We start from the raw sequence: 22917 nt of genomic DNA on the forward strand, positions 1-22917 counted from the left end.
CTGTCGTCTCGGACAAACCGGTGATCAGGGCGTTTCATAGGTCACGACGGGCGCAGGGCCCGTCGAGGCTGTGCCGGGAGGTGCGATGGAGGCCGTCGACCCGCGAAACTCCGTCCCGCCGGGACGGGCTGCGGTCTTCTTCGGCTTCGTCGCGGGCGTCGCGGCGCTGGCGCTGCTGGTCTCGGCCGGGCCGCTGACCGACCTGCCGGGCCGCCTCGCCGACCTGCCGGGGGCGTTCTGGACGATGGCGGCGCTCGCCGTGGTCTGCGACGCCCGACCGTTCGTGCCGCCGGGGCGACGACAGTCCTCGGCGGTCTTCCCGTCCACCTGCTTCACCTTCGCCATCCTGCTGGGCTGGGGGCTCGCCCCGGCCGTGGCGGTGCAGACGGTGGCGGTCGTCGTCTCCGGCTGGCGGACCGGGCACGCCGCGTGGCGGGCCGGCTTCAACGCCGCCCAGTACACCTGCTCCCTGGCCGCCGCCGCGTTGGTCACCGGCCTCGGGCCGGGTGGGATCTTCGACGACGGGCCGCTGGGCTGGACCGACGTGCTGGCGGTTGGCGGCGCGACGGCGGCCTGGTTCGTGGTCAACTACGGCCTGGTCAGCATGGCCATCTGGCTGCGGTTCGGGGAGCGGTGGTGGCCCGGCGTCCGGTCGGGCCTGGGGTACGAGCTGATCTCCACCGGCTCGCTGCTGCTGCTCGCCCCGGTGCTGGTGGCCGCCGCGCGGGCCAGCGCGGCGCTGATCCCGCTGGTGCTGGTGCCGCTCTTCGCGGTGTACCGGATGGCCCGGCTCGCCGTCGAGCAGGAGCAGCTCGGCGCGCTCGACCCGCTCACCGGCCTGCCGAACCGCAAGGCGTTGCTGGCGGAGGTGGCCGAGCAGGTCCACCTGCACGCCGAACGGGCCGCGCGGGGCGACTCCGATGCCCAGTTGGCGCTGCTGCTGATAGACCTCGACCGGTTCAAGAACGTCAACGACGCGCTCGGGCACGCCGTGGGTGACCGGCTGCTGGTGGAGGTGAGCGCCCGGCTGGCCGACGCGGTGGGGGAGCAGGACCTGCTCGCCCGCCTCGGCGGGGACGAGTTCGCCATCGTCTGCACCGGGCTGACCGGCGTGACGGCCGCCCGGGAGCGGGCCGAGTGGCTGGCGGGGGCGCTCGCCGAGCCGGTGGAGCTGGACGGGCTGCCCCTGGACGTCGGCGGTTCCATCGGCATCGCCCTCTACCCCGAGCACGGCGAGGACTTCGCCACCCTGATGCGCCACGCCGACGTGGCGATGTACGACGCGAAGCACCGCAACGACACCGTCGCCGTCTACGCCGCCGAGTCCGACCACAATTCCGCCGAGCGGTTGGGCCTCCTGGCCGACCTGCGGCGCGTACTCGAAGCGGGCCCGGCGGGGCGGGACGACCGGGAGATCGCCGGGGTGCGCGGTGGGGACGGTGCCGCGTTGCCCGCAGCCCTCCCCCCGGCGGTCGCCGGACGGGCCGGCGGGATGGCCCGGCTGCGCCGACGTCGGGAGCGCTCCGAGCCCGCCCACGCCGACGAGCTGATCAATCGGATCGTCACGGCCGCCGATCCGCTGCGCCGGCGGGCCGGCGGGGCCGGGGCGGAGCAGCCCGCCGACCCCGGCAGCGCCCCGGCGGGGGGCGACCGGGCGGCCGGGCCGGTCCCGACGGCGGAGCCGACGACCACGGCGACGGCGACCGCAGTGCCGCCACAGGCGACGGCACCGACGCCGACGGCGGCGGCAGGGGCAGGGCGGTCGGATCTCGAGCCCTCCGGCGGCAGCCCGACGCCGGGCAACGCGGGCGGGCCCGGCATCCTGGCCAGCTCGGCGGGCTCGGCCAGCTCGGTGGGCTCGGCCAGCTCGGGCGGCTCGGGCGCATCCGCTGCGGTCGGCGACGCCGGCGAGATCACCATGTACTACCAACCCCAGGTCGCCATCGCCACGGGGGAGGTGGTGGGCGTGGAGGCGCTGCTGCGCTGGCGGCACCCGCGTCGGGGCATGGTCGACCCGGAGGAGCTGATCCGGGTCGCCGAGCAGAGCGCGGTGATGCGGCTGCTCACCCGCCGGGTGGTCGACGACGTGGTGGGGCAGCTGGCGACGTGGTCGGCCGCCGGGATCACCCTGCGGGCCGCGCTCAACGTCAGCGTGCGGGACCTGCACACCGGCGAGATCGCCGACCAGATCGCCGACCGGCTCGCCCGGTACGGCGTGCGCCCGGAGCGGCTGCAACTGGAGATCACCGAGGGCGCGCTGATGGCCGACCCCCGCCGGGTGCTGGCCACGATCTCCCGGCTGCACGGCATCGGGGTGGCCATCGCGCTGGACGACTTCGGCACCGGGTACTCGTCGATGCAGCACCTGCGCCGGCTGCCGCTCTCCGAGGTGAAGGTGGACCGGTCGTTCGTGCTCGGGATGGCCGACGACGCCGACGACGCCGCGATCGTCCGGTCGATGATCGAGTTGGCCGGGGCGCTGGGGCTGCGGGTGGTCGCCGAGGGGGTGGAGGACGAGCGGACCTGGCGGCTGCTGCACGCCGCCGGCTGCGACGTGGCGCAGGGCTGGTTCTACGCCCGGCCGATGCCCGCCGACGAGCTGGCCGCCTGGCTGGCCCGGTACCGACCGCTGCGGCCGGCGGCGCGGGAGGCCGGAACCCGGCCCTCGCAGGCCCGCTGACCCCGCCCCCCGTGCCGAAAGGGCAGCCGCGCCGATTGGAGGGGGAGTCGGAGACACCCGGCGGGTGCTGGACAATAGACTCGCTCCGGTCACCGCACGTCATCGTCGACTCGGCGCGCGGCGGCCCACCGCCGCAACAGCACGACAGCCACGAAGGGGGCACAGATGGCCGCCATCTCCCGCGAGGAGGTCGCGCACCTGGCGCGACTGTCGCGGCTCGCCGTCACGGAGGAGGAGCTGGACACCCTCGCCGGGCAGCTCGACACGATCCTCGGAGCGGTCGCCCAGATCGGCGAGGTCGCCGCGGAGGACATCCCGCCGACGTCGCACTCCGTGCCGCTGACGAACGTGCTGCGCGAGGACGTGGTGGTGCCGGGCCTGACCCCGGCGGAGGCCCTGTCGGGCGCGCCCGACGCGGAGGAGCAGCGGTTCCGCGTACCGCGGATCCTGGACGAGGATGTGGCGTCGTGACTGACCTGACCAAGCTGACCGCCGTCGAGATCGCCGCGCTGGTCGCCGGCGGCGAGGCCTCCGCCGTGGAGGTGACCCGCGCCCACCTGGACCGCATCGCCGCCGTCGAGGAGCGGGTGCACGCCTTCCTGCACGTCGACACCGACGGCGCGCTCGCCGCCGCCCGCGCGATCGACGAGCGCCGGGCCGCCGGCGAGGAGCTGGGCCCGCTGGCGGGCGTCCCGGTGGCGGTGAAGGACGTGCTCACCACCAAGGGCGTGCCGACCACCGTCGGGTCGAAGATCCTCGAGGGCTGGCGTCCGCCGTACGACTCGACGATCGTGCAGCGGCTGCGGGCCGCCGGCACGATCATGCTCGGCAAGACCAACATGGACGAGTTCGCGATGGGCTCCTCCACCGAATACTCGGCGTACGGCCCGACCCGCAACCCGTGGGACACCGACCGCATCCCGGGCGGCTCCGGCGGCGGCAGCTCCGCCGCGCTGGCCGCGTACGAGGCGCCGCTGGCGATCGGCTCGGACACCGGTGGCTCGATCCGCCAGCCCGGCGCGGTCACCGGCACCGTCGGCGCGAAGCCCACCTACGGCGGTTCCTCCCGCTACGGCCTGGTGGCGTTCTCCTCCTCGCTGGACACGCCGGGGCCCTGCGCGCGTACGGTGCTCGACGCGGCGCTGCTGCACGCGGCGATCGGCGGGCACGACCCGCGCGACTCCACCTCGATCCCGCAGCCGGTGCCCGACGTGGTCGGCGCCGCGCGGCTCGGCGCGACCGGCGACCTGACCGGCGTACGACTCGGTCTGGTCAAGGAGTTCACCGGCGAGGGCGCGGAGCCGGGGGTGCTGGCGGCGTTCCGGGAGTCCGTCGACACCCTGGCCAAGCTCGGCGCGGAGATCGTCGAGGTCTCCTGCCCGCACTTCAGCTACGCCCTGTCGGCGTACTACCTGATCGCGCCGAGCGAGTGCTCCTCGAACCTGGCCCGCTTCGACGGCGTCCGGTTCGGGCTGCGCGAGGGCGACGACGGCAACCGGTCCCTCGAAGAGGTCATGTCGCTGACCCGGGACGTCGGCTTCGGCCCCGAGGTCAAGCGCCGCATCATGCTCGGCACGTACGCGCTCTCCTCGGGCTACTACGACGCCTACTACGGGCAGGCGCAGAAGGTCCGGACGCTGATCACCCGGGACTTCACCGCCGCGTTCGAGCGGGTCGACGCGCTGATCTCGCCGACGACGCCGTTCGTGGCGTTCCCGCTCGGCTCGCGCACCGCCGACCCGTACCAGATGTACCTGGCGGACCTCTTCACCATCCCGTCGAACCTGTACGGCGGGCCGGGGATCTCGGTGCCGTGCGGGCTCTCCGAGGGGCTGCCGGTCGGCCTGCAGGTGATGGCCCCGACGATGGCGGACGACCGGATGTACCGGGTCGCCGCCGCCCTGGAGTCCGCCGTCGGCACGTTCACCCCACCGGCACTGTGAGGCAGGAGCACCAATGACGACTACCTTGCCCGCGTACGACGAGGTCGTTGCGCGCTACGAACCGGTGATCGGCCTGGAGACCCACGTCGAGCTGGGCACGAACACCAAGATGTTCTGCGGCTGCCCGACGGACTTCGGCGGCGAGCCGAACACCCGGGTCTGCCCGGTCTGCCTGGGCCTGCCCGGCTCGCTGCCGGTGGCCAACAAGGCGGCCATCGAGGCGACGATCCGCATCGGCCTGGCGCTGAACTGCTCCATCGCCTCCTGGTGCCGGTTCGCCCGGAAGAACTACTTCTACCCGGACATGCCGAAGAACTTCCAGATCAGCCAGTACGACGAGCCGCTCTGCGTCGACGGCTACCTCGACGTGGAGGTGGGCGGCGAGCTGGTGCGCATCGGCATCGAGCGGGTGCACCTGGAGGAGGACACCGGCAAGTCGCTGCACGTGGGCGGGGCCACCGGCCGCATCCACGGCGCGACCGAGTCGCTGGTCGACTACAACCGGGCCGGCATTCCGCTGGTGGAGATCGTCACCAAGCCGGTCCCCGGCACCGGGGCGCTCGCCCCGGAGGTGGCCCGCGCGTACGTCACCGAGCTGCGTGACGTGATCCGCTCGCTGGGCGTCTCGGACGTGCGGATGGAGGAGGGTTCGCTGCGCTGCGACGTGAACACCTCGCTGAACCTGCCGGGCGCGGAGTGGGGCACCCGCACGGAGACCAAGAACGTCAACTCGCTGCGCTCGGTGGAGCGGGCGGTCCGTTCGGAGATGCTGCGCCAGGCGTCGGTGCTCGACTCAGGCGGCCGGATCACCCAGGAGACCCGGCACTTCCAGGAGGACACCGGCGGCACCCGGCCGGGCCGGTCGAAGGAGACCGCGACCGACTACCGCTACTTCCCCGAGCCGGACCTGGTGCCGCTGGCCCCGGACGCCGCGTGGGTGGCCGAGCTGAAGGCGGCCCTGCCGGAGCTGCCCCGGCTGCACCGCCGCCGCCTGCAGGAGCAGTGGGGCCTGACCGACACCGACATGCAGTCGGTGCTCAACGCCGGCGCGGTCGAGCTGATCGAGGAGACCATCGCCGCCGGGGCCACCCCCGCCGCCGCCCGCAAGTGGTGGCTGGGTGAGCTGTCGCGCCGGGCCAACGAGACCGGCGTGGAGCTGGCCGACATCGGGGCCACCCCGCGTCAGGTCGCCGAGCTGCAGGGCCTGGTGGACGCCGGCAAGCTCAACGACAAGATGGCCCGCACGGTCCTGGAGGGCGTGGTGGCCGGCGAGGGCTCGCCGACCGAGATCATGACCAACCGGGGCCTGGAGGTGGTCTCCGACACCGGCGCGCTGACCGCCGCCGTGGACGAGGCCATCGCCGCCAACCCGGACGTCGCCGAGAAGGTCCGCAGCGGCAAGGTCGCGGCGGCCGGCGCGCTGGTCGGCGCGGTCATGAAGACCACCCGGGGCCAGGCCGACGCGAAGACCGTCCGCGAACTGATCCTGGCCCGCCTCGGCGGGTAGCTCCGAGTTCCACCCCGAAGGGGCCGCCGTCGTGACCCGGCGGCGGCCCTTGCCCTGCCCCGAGCGCGTACCCCTCGCGAGGGCGTCGACGAGGACGCCCGGATGGAGCCCATCGTGAACCAGCACGACCTCGACGTCCTCGACGAGATCCAGCGGCGGGTGCTCTGGCTCGCCACCCGCATCGTCGACGCGGCCAACCACGACCGGGACACCGGCGACGGGGTGAAGGTCGGCGGCCACCAGGCGTCCAGCGCGTCGCTGGTCACCGCGATGACCGCGCTGTGGTTCGCTCACCTCGACGCCGAGGACCGGGTCGCGGTCAAGCCGCACGCCTCGCCGGTCTTCCACGCCATCCAATACCTGCTGGGCAACCTGGACCGGTCGTACCTGCCGAGGCTGCGCGCCCGGGGCGGGCTCCAGTCGTACCCGTCACGCACCAAGGACCCCGACGGCGTCGACTTCTCCACCGGCTCCGTCGGCCTCGGCGCGGCGGCCCCGCTCTTCGCCGCGGTGACCCGCCGCTACGTCGACGCCCACTTCGGGCAGCGCCCGCACTCCCGCTTCGTCGCCCTGATCGGCGACGCGGAGCTGGACGAGGGGAACATCTGGGAGGCGGTCGCCGACCCGGCCACCACCGGCCTGGGTAACGTGATGTGGCTGGTCGACTTCAACCGCCAGTCGCTGGACCGGGTCGTGCCGGGCATCCGGATCAACCAGTGGCGGGGCCAGTTCGAGGCCGCCGGCTGGCACGTCGTGGAGGTCAAGTACGGCCGCCGGCTCGCCGCCGCGTACGCCCGGCCGGGCGGGGAGGCGCTGCGCGACTGGATCGACGCGATGCCCAACGAGCAGTACCAGTCGCTCTTCGGGCTGGCCGGCCCGGCGCTGCGGGAGCAGTTCCTCGACGGCGCGCCGGCTCCGATCGCCGAGCTGATCGCCGAGGTCTCCGACGCCGAGCTGGGCCCGCTCGTCACCGACCTGGGCGGGCACGACCTGGCGGCGATGCTCGACGCGTACGCCCAGTGCGACGCGGTCACCGACCGGCCCAGCGTGGTCTTCGCGTACACGGTCAAGGGGTGGGGGCTGCCGATCGCCGGCAATCCCCGCAACCACTCGGCGCTGCTGAGCACCGAGCAGGTCGCGGCCCTGCGCGCCGCGAACGGCCTGAGCGCCGACACGGAGTGGGACCGCCTCGACCCGGCGTCGGAGGCGGGCATCCGGGCCAACGCCCGCCGGGAGGCGCTGTCCCGCCCGCCCCGCGAGCGGGCGCTGCCGGTCACCGTCCCGGAGACCACCCGGGTACGCACCAACAAGCCCGTCTCCACCCAGGAGGTCTTCGGCCGGGTGCTGGTCGACCTGGCCCGCGATCCGCAGGTGGCCCCCTACCTGGTCACCACCGCCCCGGACGTGGCCACCTCCACCAACCTCGCCGGGTTCATCAACAAGACCGGGGTCTTCGCCCCCACCGAGCGGCGCTCCTGGGCGGAGGACCGGATGCTGCGCTGGACGGAGAGCCCGTCGGGCCAGCACATCGAGCTGGGCATCTCCGAGATGAACCTGTTCCTGCTGCTGGGGCAGCTCGGCCTGGCCTGGGACCTGTCCGGGCAGCCGCTGCTGCCGGTGGGGACGGTCTACGACCCGTTCGTGCTGCGCGGGCTGGACGCGTTCCTCTACGGCACGTACTCCGGTTCCCGGTTCGTGGTCGCCGGCACCCCGTCGGGGGTGACCCTCGCCCCGGAGGGCGGGGCGCACCAGTCCACGATCACCGCCTCGGTGGGGCTGGAGCTGCCGGGCGTCACGTTCATCGAGCCCGCGTACGCGGCCACCCTGGACTGGCTGCTCTGCGACGCGCTGGGGCAGATCGCCGCCGGTGGGGCGCCCGCGGCCACGGCCGCGCCGGCCGAGGACGGGGCGTACTACTTCCGGCTCAGCACCCGCCCGATCGACCAGGCGCCCTTCGAGGCGGCGCGGGCCCGGCTGGGTGACGCGGTGCTGCGCCGCCAGGCGGTCGCCGGGGCGTACCGGCTGGTGGACGCACACCAGGCGTACCCGCACCTGGCCGACGCGCCGGTGGTGCAGCTCGCCGCGTCCGGGGCGGTGCTGCCGGAGGCGGTGGCCGCCGCGGCGGAGCTGGCCGAGGAGGGCATCGCCGCGCACGTGGTGGACGTGACCAGCCTGGACCGGCTGTACCGGGCGTGGCAGCGCACCCTGCGGCAGGGGGTCCGCACGGCCACCGTGCCGAGCGTCCCGGGCGCGCTGCGCTCGGCGTTCGCCGACCGGGTGCCGGTGGTGTCGGTGCACGACGCCGCCTCGCACGCGATGGCCTGGCTCGGCTCCGCGGTCGGCGCCCCGGCGGTGCCGCTGGGGGTGGACGAGTTCGGCCAGTCCGGCACGGTCAGCGAGCTCTACGAGCTGCACGACCTGCTCCCGGGCAGCATCGTCAACGCCGCCCTGGCGGCCCTGTCGCTGCGCTGAGCCCGCCCCGGCTCCCGCCCCCCGGCCCCGGCCCCGGCCTTCGGGTCAGCGGGTGGGCGTCGGGGTGACCGGGGCCTGGGCGCCGGCCGCCGGGTCCGCCACCACGTGCCGCTCCAGGCTGACCTGCGACTGGCCGGTCCCGCCGACGGTGATGTCGTCGTACGCCTGGAGCAGCTTGTTCTGGTCGAGGTAGAGGACGGTCATCGACAGCGGGGTGGGCTTCTCGCCCTCCAGGCCACGCAGCCCGGCCCCGCCGGTGGAGCCCTCCACCATCAGCAGCGTCGGGGGCTGCCCCGGCGCCTGCGGCAGCTTGGAGACCTGCCGGGCGTGGGTGTGCCCGGAGAGCACCAGCGGGCAGGTGCCCGAGAGCGGGCCGGCCGACGCGGGGTCGTGCACCAGGGCGATGTTCACCGGCTGCGGGGAGTTGCGCACGGTGGCGGCGAGCTGGTCGCCGGCCCCGATGACCTGGTCGGCGACGGCCTGGGTCAGGCCGCTGCCGGCCGGTGAGGTCTCCTTGTCGGGGGTGAAGCGGGGGTCGGCGATGCCGGCGATGGTCAGCCCGGCGACGGTGGTGGTGGAGTTGTTCAGCACCGTCGCGTTGGGCTGCTGGGCGACCGCCGCCGCCGTCTTGCCCGAGTCGTGGTTGCCCCGGATGTAGACGTACGGCTTCTTGAGCAGCGCGATCGACGCCACGTACGAGGCCTCCGGCTCGCTGCCCCAGTCGGTGATGTCGCCGGTGTCGATGACCACGTCGATGTCGAACTGCTCGACCACGGTGCGGATGAGCTGCCAGCCGGTCGGGTTGAGGTGCATGTCGGAGACGTGCAGCACCCGGGTGGTGCCGGGGGCCGGCTCGTAGACCGGCAGGGCGGCCACGGTCGTGTAGAGCTGGCTGACGTTGCCGACGATGCGTTGGAGCTGCTCGGCGTACTTGGTGTAGTCGTTGGCGATGCGCCGGGCGTCGCCGACGATCGCCGGGGCGTTGACCAGCAGGCCCTCGTACCGGGGCTCCTCGATCGACTGGGGGCGGATGGTGGACGCGGCCAGGCCGAGGCTGCCGCCGGTGATCACCAGGGCCAGCCCGCCGGCCCAGGCGGCGCGGCGGGTGTCGCGGAACACCAGCACCCCGAGCACGAGGGTGACCAGCAGCGCCGCGCCGGTGGCGCGCAGGCCGAGGCGGAGCACCCCGTTGCGCACGTCGGTGACGGCGGACTGGCTGGCCCGGCTGATGCTCGCCGGGTCGTCGATCAACGCCTCGGTGCGCCGCTGGTCCAGCGCCCCGAGCCCCACGGTGAGGTGGGTCGGCCCGTTGTGGCTGTCCAGTTGCAGGGCGCCCAGCGGCGGGATGTCGACGGTGGTGCCGCCGGTGAGCGCGGGGGAGAGGGTCAGCTCGGCCCGGAACGGGCCGATGTCGGTCTCGACCTGCCCGCCGCCGAAGGTGCCCAGCACCACCCCGACCAGGGCGACCGCCACCACGGCGAGCGCCACGCCGACCCGGCGCAGCCGGCGCCGGGCGGTGGGTCGGGAGGGGGCCGTCGCGCGTCGGGTGCGCGCGGTCGCCGGGGCGTCGGCGTCCCCGGTGTTCGGCTGCTCGTTCTCCTGGCCGTCCATGCTGAGATTCTGACCTGCCCTGTGAAAGATCTTGGCAAACCCCGGATACCCGGGCGGGTCGCCCGGGAACCGGCCGACCCGGCGGCGGTGCCCGAAATCCGGTCGCCGCGCCCGGCTCAGCCGCGCCCGGCTCAGCCGCGCCCGGATCGGCCGCGCGTGGCTCAGCCGCGCCCGGCGCCGCCGTCGGAGAGGACGAGGCGCAGGAGGCGGTCGTCCTCGGCGGCCGGATCACCCCGCCCGTCGTGGTTGGAGGTGCTCACCCAGATCGAGCCGTCGGGGGCGGTGACCGCCGCCCGCAGCCGGCCGTACTTGCCGTTGAGCAGCTCGCGGGGCTGGCCGAGCACGCCACCGGTGGCGGTCAGCTCGACCAGCCAGAGCCGCTCCCCGCGCAGGCAGGCGGTGACCAGCAGCCGGTCGCTCGCCGTCAGGCCCGAGCAGGACGCCTCGGAGGTGCTCCACTGCGCCAGCGGGTCGGTGTAGCGCCGGTCGTCGGACTTCCCCTCGACCGTGGGCCAGCCGTAGTTGCCACCCTTGGTGATCTGGTTGATCTCGTCCCAGGTGTTCTGGCCGAACTCGACGGCGTACATCCGCTTGCCGGCGTCCCAGGCGAGGCCCTGCACGTTGCGGTGGCCCAGCGACCAGACCGGCGAGCCCGGGTACGGGTTGCCCGGCGCCGGCTTGCCGGCGGCGGTGAGCCGCAGGATCTTGCCGCCGACCTGCTTGCGGTCCTGGGCGGCAGCCCGGTTGCCGGCGTCGCCGGTGCTGGCGTAGAGGTAGCCGTCCGGCCCGAAGGCGAGCCCACCGCCGTTGTGGATGTTGGCCTTGGGGATGCCGGTCAGGATCGGCGTCGCCGCGTCGGGGGTCAGCTTGACGATCCGGTTGTCCCGCTCGGCGGTGTGGTAGACGAAGATCGCCCGGTCCGAGGCGTAGCGGGGCGAGACGGCGATGCCGAGCAGGCCGCCCTCTCCGCCGGCCGCCACGCCGGGCACGGTCCGCAGGGTGGTGACGGTCAGCCCCTCGCGCCCGGAGCCGGGGCCGACCTGGAGGATCCGGCCGCTGTCGCGCTCGGTGACCAGCGCGGCGCCGTCGGGCAGGAAGGCGATCCCCCACGGCACCCGCAGCCCCTTGGCCAGCACGGTCGCCACCGCCTGCGGGCCGGCACCACCGGCCGGCGCGGAGGCGGAGGGCGCGGGGAGGTTCGGTGGCTCGCCGGCCGGGTCCGGCGGCGGATCGCCGAAGCTGCATCCGGCGGCGGCCAGCAGCAGCGCCGCGCACGACGCCGCGACGACCGCGCGCAGCGGGTTCCTGCGGGGGTACGGGGTACGGGCGCTCACCGGCCCAGCCTAGTCGCACCCGCCACGGACGAGGGACCGCGTGCCGGGCGGGGGGTGGGGCGGCTATCGTCGGCGGGCGTGAAGGTATGGATTGCGCACCCGGCCGGCCGCACCCTGCTCGGCGCGGTGCCCCCCGGCGTCACCGTGGAGGTGGCCGAGGACCCGTCGCGGCTGCCGTCCGATGGGGCCGACGTGCGGTTCTGGGTGCCACCGTTCCTCTCCGACTCCTCCGCCACCGCACTCCTCGACGAGCTGCCCGACCTGCGGGTGGTGCAGCTCCTCTCGGCCGGCGCGGACGCCTGGGTCGACCGGGTCCCCGAGGGGGTGACGCTCTGCGACGCGCGCGGCGTGCACGACTCCAGCACCGCCGAGTGGGTGCTCACCGCGATCCTGGCCGCGCTGCGCGGCTTCCCCGCCTTCGCCGTCGCCCAGTCGGTCCGCGAGTGGGCGTACGACCGGGTCTGCCCGACCGACGAGCTGGCCGGCAAGCGGGTGCTGATCGTCGGCGCGGGCTCGATCGGCGCGGCGGTGCGGGCCCGGCTGACGCCGTTCGAGGTGACCTTCACGCTGGTCGCCCGGACGCCCCGCCCGGCGGAGGGGGTGCACGGGGTCGACGAGTTGCCGGCGCTGCTGCCCGAGGCCGACGTGGTGGTGCTGCTGGTGCCGCTGACCGAGGCGACCCGGGGCCTGGTCGACGAGACGTTCCTCGCCGCGATGCCCGACGGCGCGCTGCTGGTCAACGCGGCGCGCGGCCCGGTGGCCCGGACGGACGCGCTGGTCGCGGAGCTGACCACGGGCCGGCTGCGGGCGGCGCTGGACGTCACCGACCCCGAGCCGCTACCCGCCGACCACCCACTGTGGGGGCTGCCGAACGTGCTGCTCACCCCGCACGTCGCCGGCTCGGTGCGCGGGCTGCTGCCCCGGGCGTACCGGCTGGTGGGGGAGCAGGTCCGGCGCTTCGCCGCCGGTCGGCCCCTGGCCAACACGGTGACGAACGGCTACTGAGCCAACACGGTGGCGAACGGCTACTGAGCCAGCACGGTGGCGAACGGCTGCTGAGCCAGCACGGTGGCGAACGGCTGCTGGGTCAGCCGGTGGGGTCGGAGGGGGGCCGGCCGGTGACGGCGACGAGCCGGGGAAGTTCGCTGCCCCGCACCGCCGGCAGGACCAGCACCTCGCCGTCGTCGAGCCGGGCCACGGCCCGGCCCCGGGGGTCGGCGGCCAGCTCGACGACCCGTTCCCAGTCGATCCGGCGCTGCCCGACCAGCGCCCGCAGGCGCAGCCCCCGGGCGTCCGCCTCGGTGCCGGCCCGCCAGACCCAGACGCCGATGGCCAGCGGGATGAGCAGCAGCGGCAGGAGGTACCACCGGATGCTGGCCAACGGCAGCGTCCCGATGAAGGCGATCACCGCCGCGACCAGGAGCGCCTGGCTGTGGCGGAAGCGGACGGTCTCGGTGCGGCTCACCGGTCGATGATCCCATCCGGACGGGTTTGGCCTCCGGGCGGGCGGCGGACCGGGCGGCCGATGCCGTGAATGTGATTTGAATCACTCATCTTACTGCCGCGTTGGCCATTTCCTGCGGTGACGTTTGGCCGTTTCATCAAGTTGGGCCCGCTAACCCAACGTGCCCGCGCCGCTTCGGAACGCCACGCCGGGCGGCGACCCACCCGCAACCCGCCACCCCGTGCCCCCACCGCCCGTGCCCCCTCACGAAGGCGACCACCGTGCCCGTCGCGTATCCCTCCGGTGCCCTCCGCCGCCCCTCGAACGCCGCCGACCTGCTGGTGCTGGCGGCGACGACCCTGCTCGTCGTCGCCGGCCTGCTCGGCGTCGTGCCGCCGCTGGCCGCGGTGGCGCTCGCCGGTGCCGCCGGCAGCGTCCTGGCCGGCATCCGGCTCTCCCGGCTCTCCGTCCCGGACCTTCCGGCCACCCCCGACCGGCCGGCGGTCCCCGACCACCTCGCGTCCCCGGCCCGGCCGGTGGTCCCCCACCGGCGGTCGGCCCGGTGCCGTCCGATCGCCGGCCTGCTCGACGCGGCGGTGGCCACCGTCGGGCTGACCGTCGCGGTGCTGCCGCTCGTCGGCGTCGACCTGCGGGCCGCCGTCGGCGCGGCCGGCTTCGCGCTGGCGGCCCTGCCGCAGACCGCCGGGCTGCTCCTGCTGCCCGGTCGCAGCCGGCTGTCCCACCGGGCCCGGCTGCGCCGCGCGGTCGACGTGGTCGGCCTGGGCCTGAGCCTGGCCTTCGCCGGCTGGGTGCTGCTGCTCGCCCTGGGGCAGGCCACCACCGCCGCCCGGGTCGCGGCGGTGGCCGCCGGCTTCGGCTTCGGCTTCGCGGCGATCGGCGTGACGGCGCTGGCGCACTGGCGGCGGCGGCCGGGCAGGGCCAACTGCCTGCTCGGTGCCGGGGCCGCCCACCTCGGCCTGCTCGGGCTGATCGTGCTGCTCGCCCACGACGCGCCGGAGCGGGCCCTGCTGGTCACCGTCGCGCCGCTGGTGGCCGGGGCGCTGCTGACTGCGGACGGGGTCCGCCGGGTGGCCGCCGGCGACCCGCCCAGGCCGGACGGCCCGCCGCCGCGCTGGCCCCGGATCACCGCCCCGGCCGTCGTCGCCGCCCTGGCCGCCGCCGGTCACCTGGCGGCGCGCGGCGAATTCCGGCCGGGCACCGTCCTGCTCGGATTGGCGGTGATCCCGCCGCTGGTGGTCCGCGAGTTGATCTCGAACACCGACAACCGCCGGTACGCGGCCCGCCTCGCCGCGCAGGAGGCGCAGCTGCGGGCGCTGGTCTCCGGCGGCCACGACCTGATCATGCTGCTGGACGACGCGCTGCGGGTGCGCTGGCAGTCCCCGGCGGCCACCCGGCTCTTCGCGCTGACCGACGCCGAGGTCCTCGGTCACCCCTTCACCGCCCTGCTGCACCCCGAGGACGTGCCCCGGGCCACCCGGCTGCTCGACGGGGTGCGCGCCGGCGCGCAGCCCACGCTGCTGCCCGCCCGGCTGCGCGACGGGCACGGGGCGTGGCGGCAGACCGAGTCGACGATCAGCGACCAGCGGGACGTGCCCGAGGTGCACGCGTTGGTGCTGCACGTGCGCGACGTCGGCGAGCGCCGCCGGCTGGAACCGGCGGTCCACCAACTCGCCGCGCCCGACCAGCTCACCGGGCTGGCCAACCGGCGCGAGCTGGTGCGCGAGCTGGACGCCCGGCGAAACGGGCCGGGAACGCTGCTGGTGGTGGGCCTGCACGGCCTGGGCGAGGTCGCCGACGACCACGGCCACGCCGGCGGCGACGCGGCCGTGGTCGAGGCCGCCCGCCGGCTGCGCGCGGCCGTCGGCTGCGACGACGTGCTGGCCCGGCTGGCCGCGGACGAGTTCGCGGTGGTCACCACCGCCGGCTCCGTGCTGGCGTACGCGCTGGGTGCCCGGTTGCTGGAGATGCTCGGCGTGCCGTACCAGGTGGCGGGCGGCGAGGTCCGGTTGCGGGCCAGCGTCGGCCTGGCCGAGCTCTCCGGGGCCGCCGCCGCGAACGACGTGCTGCGCCAGGCGGACCTGGCCCGGCACCGGGCCGCCCAGCTCGGCCGGGACCGCATCGAGTGGTACGACGCGTACCTGGAGGAGCAGTTCGTCCGCCGGCTCGACCTGGAACGGGCGTTGCCCGGCGCGGTGGCCCGGGGCGAGCTCGACCTGGTCTACCAGCCGGTGCTGGGGCTGGCCGACCGGCTGCCGGTCGGTGCCGAGGCGTTGCTGCGCTGGCGCAGCCCCGTGCTGGGCACCGTGGCGCCGGCCGAGCTGCTGCCGGTCGCGCGGGACCTGGACCTGCTCGGCGAGGTGGGCCGCTGGGTGCTGGACCGGGCGTGCCGGCAACTGGCCGACTGGTCGGCCGGCGGCCGGCAGCTCTGGATGTCGGTCAACGTCACCCCGCAGGAGCTGACCGCGCCGGACTTCCTCCAGCGCACCGCAGCGGTGCTGGCCACCCACGGGGTGTCGCCGGACCGGCTGGTGATCGAGGTGGCGGAGCCGAGCATCGGGGCGGAGCTGAACACGGTGGTGGCCCGGCTGGCCGGGCTGCGCTCGCTGGGCGTGCGTACCGCGCTGGACGACTTCCGGGCCGCCCACTCCTCGCTGGCCCGGCTGCGGCGGCTGCCGATCGACCTGCTCAAGCTGGCCCCGCGCCGGGTCGACGCCTCCGACGCCCAGCACCCGTTGACCGAGGTGGTGGTGCGCCTGGGCGACCGGCTGGGCCTGGAGGTCGTGGCGGCGGAGCTGGAGACACCGGCCCAGGTGGAGGCGGCCTACCGGGCCGGCTGCCGGTACGGGCAGGGCTTCGCGCTGGCCCGGCCGGCGACCGCCGAGCGGGTGGAGGCGTACCTGGAGGAGTTCCCCTCCGCGTCCCGCTGACCGCTCGCGCGCCGACGTGGCGCGGGGTCAGTGGGCCCGGGGCGGCGCGGTGCTGCCCCGGGGGGTCAGGCGGGCGGTCTCGTCCCGCACGCTGCCGCCTTGCCCGCTGCCGCCTTGCCCGCCGCCGCTCGGCTCGCCGGCGATCGCGGCGAGCAGTTGCCGGGCGGCGTGCGCGCCGTAGGCGGGGATGTCCCGGCCGAGGGCGGTCAGCGGCGGGTGCACCAGCCGGCACAGGGGCGAGTCGTCCCAGGCGACGATCGACAGGTCGTCGGGGACCCGCAGGCCCATCTCCTGGGCCACCGAGAGGCCGGCTATCGCCATCACGTCGTTGTCGTAGATGACGGCGGTGGGCCGGTGCGGGGAGCTGAGCAGCCGCCGGGTGGCCCGGCCGCCCTCCTCGCCGGTGTAGTCCGACCAGACGGTGACCGAGTCGTCGAGCCCGAGCCCGCCGCAGAGCTCGGTGAAGGCCCGGTCGCGGATCTGGGTGTGCAGCAGCGCGGGCAGGCCGCCGACCCGGGCGATCCGGCGGTGCCCGAGGGCGACCAGGTACTGCACCGCCTCGGCCAGCGCGGCGGCGTCGTCGGACCAGATGCTGGCCAGCGCGCCGGTGTGGCCGGGGCCGCCGATCACCACGGCGGGCAGTTGCAGCTCCTCCAGGGTGCCCACCCGCCGGTCGTCGGTGCGCAGGTCGCAGACGAGGACCCCGTCGACCCGGCGCTCGGCCCACCAGCGCCGGTAGACGGCGATCTCGGCGTCGGGGTCGGCGACCACCTGGAGGGTCAGCGCGTACGAGCGGGCGGAGAGTTCGGCCTCGACGCCGCTGATCAGCTCCATGAAGAACGGCTCGATGCCGAGGGTCCGGGCGGGGCGGGACAGGGCCAGGCCGATCGCGTTGGCGGTGGCCCCGGAGAGCGCCCGCGCCGCGCTGCTCGGGCTGAACCCGATCTCGGCGGCGATGGCCAGGATGCGCTGCCGGGTCGCCTCGGAGACGCCGGGCTGCCCGTTGAGCGCGTACGAGACCGCGCCCTTGGAGACCCCGGCCCGGCGGGCGACGTCGGCGATGGTGGGCCGCTTCACCGGCGTGTCCTCCACTTGCTCGGCCCGCCGTCGCGGCGGGCTCTCCCGACGCCGGGGGGACCGGCGCCCACACGCTACTGCACCCGGGGCGCCGTTGATCGGCACCGCCGGCCGGACGGCGGTGCGGGGCGGGTCAGCTTGCCCGGTTAAGCATACGGGGAACGGGGAGCGGCATGGACATTGACATCGATAAGGGTGAGTCGTACGGTGGCCGGACTTACCCGGTTCAGTCGACGTTCCTCGATGTTGGGAGCGTTTCCACCCTCTTGGAGGATGACATGAGACGGTCCTGGAAGCACTGGGCCCGCGTGGCGGCAGCCGGCGCGGTCGGCCTGGCCGTGCTGACCGCGTGCAGCGGCAAGAGCACCAGCGGCGGCGACGCCGGCGACGGCACGGTCACCCTCAAAATCAACTTCTGGGGCGACTTCGGCCTCCAGGACCTCAAGACCCGGTACGAGGCCGAGCACCCGAACATCAAGATCCAGCTCAACTCGGGCGAATACAACGCCCAGCACGAGGACCTGCAGAAGAAGCTGGTCGCCGGCTCGGGCGCGGCCGACATCGCCGCCGTCGACGAGGGCTTCATGGTCGGCTTCCGCGGCCAGGCCGACAAGTTCGTCAACCTCATCGACAAGGGGGCCGGGCAGTACGAGAGCAAGTACCTGCCGTGGAAGTGGAAGCAGTCGCTCTCGGCCGACGGCAAGACCCAGATCGGCCTCGGCACCGACGTCGGCGGCCTGGCCATGTGCTACCGCAGCGACCTCTTCGCCGCCGCCGGGCTGCCCACCGAGCGCGACCAGGTCTCCGCCCTCTGGCCCACCTGGGACCGCTTCATCACCGTCGGCCAGCAGTACACCGCCAAGACGAAGAAGAAGTTCGTCGACTCCGGGACCAACCTGTTCAACCCGATCCTCGGCCAGCAGCCGGTGGGCTTCTACGACGAGCAGAACCAGCTCCGCCTCGACGGCGGCCCGAAGGCCGCCTTCGACATCACCGTCAAGGCGTTGCAGGCCGACATCTCGGCCAACATGGTCAGCTTCCAGGCCGACTGGGACAAGGGCTTCACCAGCAACGCCTTCGCCGTCCTCGCCTGCCCGGCGTGGATGCTCGGCCACATCAAGGACACCGCCCCCGCCACCGCCGGCAAGTGGGACATCGCGGCGGTGCCCGGCGGCGGCGGCAACTGGGGCGGCTCGTTCCTGACCGTGCCCAAGCAGGGCAAGCACGTCGACGAGGCGTACAAGCTGCTGGAATGGCTGGTGCAGCCGCAACAGCAGATCGAGGTCTTCAAGAAGGTCGGCAACCTGCCGTCGCAGCCGGCGCTCTACGCCGACCCGGCGATCACCGACTTCAAGAACCCGTTCTTCAACGACGCGCCCGTCGGGCAGATCTTCCCGAAGATGGCGCAGGGCCTCACCCCGCAGTACCTGGGCCGCAAGAACGGCCCGACCCGGGTGGCCGTGGAGAACGTGATCCGGCGGGTGGAGAACAAGACGCTGAAGCCGGAGGCCGCCTGGGCGGAAGCGGTCAAGGAGGCCGAGAAGGCGAGCCGGTCCTGACATGCCCGCCACCCGTGCCGCACCACCCCCGTCGACCCCCCGCCGCGATGCCACGGCCCACCCCCGGCGGCTCACCTGGCGCGACCGGCTCTACCGCTTCGACATGCGGTACGTGCCGTACCTGCTGATCGCGCCGTTCTTCGGGCTCTTCGCGGTCTTCGGCCTCTTCCCGCTGGTCTTCAACGGGGTCGTGTCGCTGCGCAACTACCAGCTCGACGACCCGACCCTGCCGCCCTGGGCCGGCTTCGACAACTTCGCCCGGCTCGCCGGCGACGAGGACTTCTGGAACGCGCTCTACAACACGTTCGGCATCTTCCTGCTCTCCTCGGTGCCGCAACTGCTGCTCGCCCTGGTGATCGCCTCGCTGCTCAACCGCAGGCTGCGGGCGCAGACCTGGTGGCGGGTCGGGGTCCTGCTGCCGTACGTCACCCCGATCGTCGCCTCGACGATGGTCTTCGCCGTCTTCTTCTCCCGCGACTTCGGCATGGCCAACTGGCTGCTCGACCCGTTCGATGGCACCGACGCCCCGGTGGACTGGCGGGCCGACAAGACGCACGCCTGGATCGCCATCGCCACGATGGTCAACTGGAAGTGGATCGGCTACAACGCGCTGCTCTACCTGGCGGCCATGCAGTCCATCCCGCGCGACGTCTACGAGGCGGCGGCCATCGACGGCGCGGGCCCGTGGCGGCAGCTCTGGCGGATCACCGTGCCGATGATCCAGCCGGTCGTCGTCTTCACCGTGGTCCTCTCCACCATCGGCGGCCTGCAACTCTTCACCGAGCCGATGCTCTTCGACCTGAACGCGCAGGCCGCCACCGGCGGGCCGAACGGCGAGTGGCAGACCATCGCCCAGCTCATCTACAAGGTCGGCTGGAAGGACCTGGACCTCGGCTACGCCGCCGCGATGTCCTGGGCGCTCTTCCTGATCATCCTGGTCGTCGCCGGCATCAACACCCTGCTGACGAACCGCCTCTCGGGGGGCCGCCAGTGAGCGGCCACCGGAGGCGGCAGCCGGCGGGGCGGGCTCCGCAGGACAGCCCGGCGGGCCTCGGGACGTACCTGCTGCTGGCGGCGACGATCCTGCTCTCGGCCTTCCCGCTGTACTGGATGTTCGTCATCGCCACCAGCAACGACGAGGCGCTGGCGGCGATCCCCCCGACGGTCGTGCCCGGCGACCGGTTCCTGGTCAACCTGGAGGAGGTCTTCTCCCTCCAGGACGTCTACTTCGCCGCCGGCCTGATCAACAGCGCCATCGTCTCCGCCACCGTCACCGCCTCGGTGCTCTTCTTCTGCTCGCTGGCCGGGTTCGCCTTCGCCAAGCTGCGCTTCAGGGGCAGCCGGTGGCTGATGCTCTTCGTGGTGCTCACCCTCACCGTGCCCAACCAGCTCGGCGTGGTGGCGCTCTACATCGTGATGGGCAAGCTCGGCTGGAACGGCACCCTGCTGGCCGTCATCGCGCCCGGCCTGGTCACCGCGTTCGGGGTCTTCTACATGCGACAGTTCATCGTCAACTCCGTCCCCGACGAGCTGGTCGAATCGGCCCGGATGGACGGCGCCACCACCATGCGGATCTACCGCAGCATCGTGCTGCCGGCGATCCGCCCGGCGCTGGCCGTGCTCGGCCTGCTCACCTTCGTCGCCACCTGGAACGACTTCCAGTGGCCGCTGATCACCCTCAGCGGCACCGACTTCCCCACCTCGATGGTGGCCATCTCCGACCTGGCCAGCGGAAACTACGTGATCTACCGGCGGGTGCTGGCGGGGGCGTTCGTCGCCACCGTCCCCCTGCTGATCATGCTCTTCCTCGGTGGCCGACAGATCGTCCGAGGCATCATGGAAGGCGCGGTGAAGTCGTGATCCGGCATCCGTTGCACGACGGTTGGCAGCTGCGGGCCGTCCCCGGCCCGCAGGTGCCGTCGACGATCGTCGACCGGGCGGTCCCGGCGACCGTGCCCGGCTGCGTGCACACCGACCTGCTGGCCGCCGGGCTCATCGGCGACCCGTACGTCGACGACACCGAGACGACGCTGGCCTGGATCGGGCGCACCGACTGGGTGTACGAGTGCACCTTCGACGCCCCGCCCGGCGACGCCGACCGCATCGACCTGGCCTGCGCCGGCCTGGACACGGTCGCCACGCTCACCCTCAACGGCACCGAGCTGGGCCGCACCGAGAACATGCACCGCGGCCACCGCTTCGACGTCACCCCCGTGCTGCGCCCCGGGCCCAACACGCTGACCGTCCGCTTCGACTCCGCGTACCGCTACGCCGAGGCGCACCGCGACCGGCTCGGCGACCGGCCCAACGCGTACCCGGAGCCGTTCCAGTTCATCCGCAAGACGGCCTGCAACTTCGGCTGGGACTGGGGCCCGACGCTGGTCACCGCCGGCATCTGGCAGCCGATCGCCCTGCACGCCTGGTCCACCGCCCGGCTCGCCACCGTCCGCCCGCTGGTCACCGTCGCCGACGGCGTCGGCCGGGTGACGGTGCACGTCGACCTCGAGCGCGCCGCCGCCGAATCAGCCGACGATGCCCCGGTCACCGTCCGCGCGCGGGTGGCGGGCGTCGTCGCCGAGGCGGTGGTGGCCGCCGGGGAGCGCACGGCCGCACTGACCGTCGAGGTCCGCGACCCCGCCCTCTGGTGGCCCCGGGGGTACGGGGACCAGCCACTGCACCCCCTCGCGGTGACCCTGCACGCCGCCGACGGCACGGAGCTGGACGCCTGGTCCCGGCGGATCGGCTTCCGCACGGTCACCCTGGACACCGTCCCCGACGCCCACGGCTCCGCGTTCGCCCTGCACGTCAACGACGTGCCGATCTTCGTGCGCGGGGTCAACTGGATCCCCGACGACGCGTTTCCCAACCGGGTCACCCGCGACCGGCTGGCCGAACGCTTCGACCAGGCCGCCGGGGCGAACGTCAACCTGCTGCGGGTCTGGGGCGGCGGCCGGTACGAGTCGGAGGACTTCTACGAGCTGGCCGACTCCGCAGGGCTGCTCGTCCAGCAGGACTTCCTCTTCGCCTGCGCCGCGTACCCGGAGGAGGAGCCGTTCCGCGCCGAGGTGGAGGCCGAGGCGCGCGAGCAGGTCACCCGGCTGGCCGCCCACCCGTCGCTGGTGCTCTGGACCGGCAACAACGAGAACATCTGGGGCTGGCACGACTGGGACTGGCAGCGGCCCCTGGCCGGGCGCACCTGGGGCCGGGGGTACTACCTGCACCTCCTGCCGGGGATCGTCGCCGAGCTGGACCCGACCCGCCCGTACTGGCCGGGCAGCCCCTGGTCGGGCTCCGAGGCGATCCACCCCAACGACCCGGCGCACGGCACCACCCACATCTGGGACGTCTGGAACACCGACGACTACACCAGGTACCGCGAGTACGTCCCCCGCTTCGTCGCCGAGTTCGGTTACCAGGCGCCCCCGGCGTACGCGACCCTGCGCCGGGCGCTCTCCGACGACCCGCTCGCGCCCGACTCGCCCGGCATGGCCCACCACCAGAAGGCCGCCGACGGCGACGCCAAGCTGCGCCGCGGCCTGGATGCCCACCTGCCGCCGCCCGCAGACTTCGACGAGTGGCACTACTTCACCCAGCTCAACCAGGCCCGCGCCATCGCCCTCGGCGTCGAGCACTTCCGCTCGCACCGGGGCGTCTGCATGGGCACCATCGTCTGGCAGCTCAACGACTGCTGGCCGGTGACCTCCTGGTCGGCCGTCGACGGCGACGGCCGCCGCAAACCCCTCTGGTACGCGCTGCGCCGCGCGTACGCCGACCGGCTGCTCACCGTCGCCCCCCGCGACGGCGGGCTGACCCTGGTGGCGGTCAACGAGACCGCCGAGCCGTGGCGCGCTCCCGCCACCGTCACCCGGCTCACCCTGGGCGGCGAGCCGAGGGCCAAGACGGCGTACGACCTCGACGTGCCGGCGTACGGAAAAGTGGAGCTGGTGTTGCCGGCGGACCTGGCCGTGCCGGAGGGCGCCCGGCGGGAGCTGCTGCTCGCCGAGGCGGGGCAGGGCGTCGACCGGGCGCTGTGGTTCTTCGCCGAGGACCGGGACGTCGACTGGCCGACGGCGTCCTACGACGCGACGGTGGAGCCGGTCGACGGCGGCGTGCGGGTGCACGTCACCGCCCGCACCGTCCTGCGCGACCTGGCCCTCTTCCCCGACCGCCTCGACCCGGCCGCCGAGGCCGACGACGCGCTGCTGACCCTGCTGCCGGGCGAGTCGGCGACGTTCACGGTCAGCTCTGCGCGCCTCCTGGACCCGGCCGCGCTGACGGCCCGCCCGGTGCTGCGCACGGTTAACTAAAGGGAATTCGGGATCGTCGCAGGCGTGTGGTGCAA

General features: G+C 74.1%; 15 protein-coding genes. 11 read left to right on the forward strand and 4 right to left on the reverse strand.

What is annotated here, in order from left to right; genetic code table 11:
- Positions 1-85 precede the first annotated feature (85 nt).
- The 5 genes from ACLQ2V_RS09265 to ACLQ2V_RS09285 all read left to right on the forward strand — a co-directional run bounded on the left by ACLQ2V_RS09265 (position 86) and on the right by ACLQ2V_RS09285 (position 8602).
- Entirely contained in the window at positions 86-2680 is a 2595-nt protein-coding gene (locus tag ACLQ2V_RS09265; protein ID WP_425717985.1) for a putative bifunctional diguanylate cyclase/phosphodiesterase, read from the forward strand.
- Between the two features lie 165 nt (positions 2681-2845).
- The gene (gatC, locus tag ACLQ2V_RS09270; protein WP_425717986.1) at positions 2846-3151 is read left to right on the forward strand and encodes an Asp-tRNA(Asn)/Glu-tRNA(Gln) amidotransferase subunit GatC; all 306 of its coding nucleotides are present in this window, start codon (positions 2846-2848) and stop codon (positions 3149-3151) included.
- Entirely contained in the window at positions 3148-4623 is a 1476-nt protein-coding gene (gene gatA / locus ACLQ2V_RS09275) for an Asp-tRNA(Asn)/Glu-tRNA(Gln) amidotransferase subunit GatA (protein WP_425717987.1), read from the forward strand. The genes gatC and gatA overlap by 4 nt, the downstream gene beginning before the upstream one ends.
- A 13-nt stretch (positions 4624-4636) precedes the next feature.
- A complete protein-coding gene (gene gatB, locus ACLQ2V_RS09280) occupies positions 4637-6130 on the forward strand; it encodes an Asp-tRNA(Asn)/Glu-tRNA(Gln) amidotransferase subunit GatB (protein ID WP_425717988.1) in 1494 nt (497 codons plus the stop codon).
- A gap of 114 nt (positions 6131-6244) precedes the next feature.
- Positions 6245-8602 carry a transketolase-like TK C-terminal-containing protein gene (locus ACLQ2V_RS09285; RefSeq protein ID WP_425718320.1) on the forward strand — a complete coding sequence of 786 codons (2358 nt, stop codon included), beginning with the start codon at positions 6245-6247 and terminating at the stop codon, positions 8600-8602.
- A 45-nt stretch (positions 8603-8647) separates the two neighbouring features.
- Here the strand turns inward: ACLQ2V_RS09285 and ACLQ2V_RS09290 are convergent, their stop codons facing one another.
- A complete protein-coding gene (locus ACLQ2V_RS09290; RefSeq protein ID WP_425717989.1) occupies positions 8648-10213 on the reverse strand; it encodes a metallophosphoesterase in 1566 nt (521 codons plus the stop codon).
- 161 nt (positions 10214-10374) lie between these two features.
- Complete coding sequence (locus ACLQ2V_RS09295) at positions 10375-11547, reverse strand: PQQ-dependent sugar dehydrogenase (protein ID WP_425717990.1); 1173 nt, start codon at positions 11545-11547, stop codon at positions 10375-10377.
- 78 nt (positions 11548-11625) lie between these two features.
- Between ACLQ2V_RS09295 and ACLQ2V_RS09300 the strand changes: the two genes are divergently transcribed.
- Positions 11626-12552, forward strand: coding sequence for a 2-hydroxyacid dehydrogenase (locus ACLQ2V_RS09300; RefSeq protein WP_425717991.1), 927 nt, complete (start codon positions 11626-11628; stop codon positions 12550-12552).
- Positions 12553-12634: 82 nt separating this feature from the next.
- Here the strand turns inward: ACLQ2V_RS09300 and ACLQ2V_RS09305 are convergent, their stop codons facing one another.
- On the reverse strand, positions 12635-13012 hold the full coding sequence (locus tag ACLQ2V_RS09305) for a PH domain-containing protein (protein WP_425717992.1): 378 nt from the start codon (positions 13010-13012) through the stop codon (positions 12635-12637).
- Between the two features lie 260 nt (positions 13013-13272).
- On the opposite strand from ACLQ2V_RS09305, the gene ACLQ2V_RS09310 reads away from it, so the two are divergent.
- Positions 13273-15939: a putative bifunctional diguanylate cyclase/phosphodiesterase gene (locus tag ACLQ2V_RS09310; protein WP_425717993.1), complete on the forward strand. Its 2667-nt coding sequence runs from the start codon at positions 13273-13275 to the stop codon at positions 15937-15939.
- A 27-nt stretch (positions 15940-15966) separates the two neighbouring features.
- On the opposite strand, the gene ACLQ2V_RS09315 is transcribed toward ACLQ2V_RS09310, so the two are convergent.
- Positions 15967-17016 carry a LacI family DNA-binding transcriptional regulator gene (locus ACLQ2V_RS09315; RefSeq protein WP_425717994.1) on the reverse strand — a complete coding sequence of 350 codons (1050 nt, stop codon included), beginning with the start codon at positions 17014-17016 and terminating at the stop codon, positions 15967-15969.
- A gap of 278 nt (positions 17017-17294) precedes the next feature.
- On the opposite strand from ACLQ2V_RS09315, the gene ACLQ2V_RS09320 reads away from it, so the two are divergent.
- From ACLQ2V_RS09320 to ACLQ2V_RS09335, 4 genes are all read left to right on the forward strand, one after another.
- Positions 17295-18575 carry an ABC transporter substrate-binding protein gene (locus ACLQ2V_RS09320; protein WP_425717995.1) on the forward strand — a complete coding sequence of 427 codons (1281 nt, stop codon included), beginning with the start codon at positions 17295-17297 and terminating at the stop codon, positions 18573-18575.
- A gap of 1 nt (position 18576) precedes the next feature.
- The gene (locus ACLQ2V_RS09325; protein ID WP_425717996.1) at positions 18577-19569 is read left to right on the forward strand and encodes a carbohydrate ABC transporter permease; all 993 of its coding nucleotides are present in this window, start codon (positions 18577-18579) and stop codon (positions 19567-19569) included.
- Between the two features lie 68 nt (positions 19570-19637).
- Positions 19638-20435: a carbohydrate ABC transporter permease gene (locus ACLQ2V_RS09330; protein ID WP_425718321.1), complete on the forward strand. Its 798-nt coding sequence runs from the start codon at positions 19638-19640 to the stop codon at positions 20433-20435.
- Positions 20432-22882 (forward strand): glycoside hydrolase family 2 protein, encoded by a 2451-nt coding sequence (locus ACLQ2V_RS09335; RefSeq protein ID WP_425717997.1) that lies wholly within the window; start codon positions 20432-20434, stop codon positions 22880-22882. The genes ACLQ2V_RS09330 and ACLQ2V_RS09335 overlap by 4 nt, the downstream gene beginning before the upstream one ends.
- The last annotated feature ends 35 nt before the right edge of the window (positions 22883-22917 follow it).

This window comes from Micromonospora sp. DT233, from assembly GCF_049841815.1.
GTDB lineage: Bacteria > Actinomycetota > Actinomycetes > Mycobacteriales > Micromonosporaceae > Micromonospora.

Bases quoted from the DNA above. Each gene is read 5' to 3' on its own strand.
- ACLQ2V_RS09265 (WP_425717985.1), top strand. From the start codon at position 86: ATGGAGGCCGTCGACCCGCGAAACTCCGTCCCGCCGGGACGGGCTGCG.
- ACLQ2V_RS09290 (WP_425717989.1), bottom strand. From the start codon at position 10,213: ATGGACGGCCAGGAGAACGAGCAGCCGAACACCGGGGACGCCGACGCC.
- gatB (WP_425717988.1), top strand. From the start codon at position 4,637: ATGACGACTACCTTGCCCGCGTACGACGAGGTCGTTGCGCGCTACGAA.
- ACLQ2V_RS09325 (WP_425717996.1), top strand. From the start codon at position 18,577: ATGCCCGCCACCCGTGCCGCACCACCCCCGTCGACCCCCCGCCGCGAT.
- ACLQ2V_RS09320 (WP_425717995.1), top strand. From the start codon at position 17,295: ATGAGACGGTCCTGGAAGCACTGGGCCCGCGTGGCGGCAGCCGGCGCG.
- gatC (WP_425717986.1), top strand. From the start codon at position 2,846: ATGGCCGCCATCTCCCGCGAGGAGGTCGCGCACCTGGCGCGACTGTCG.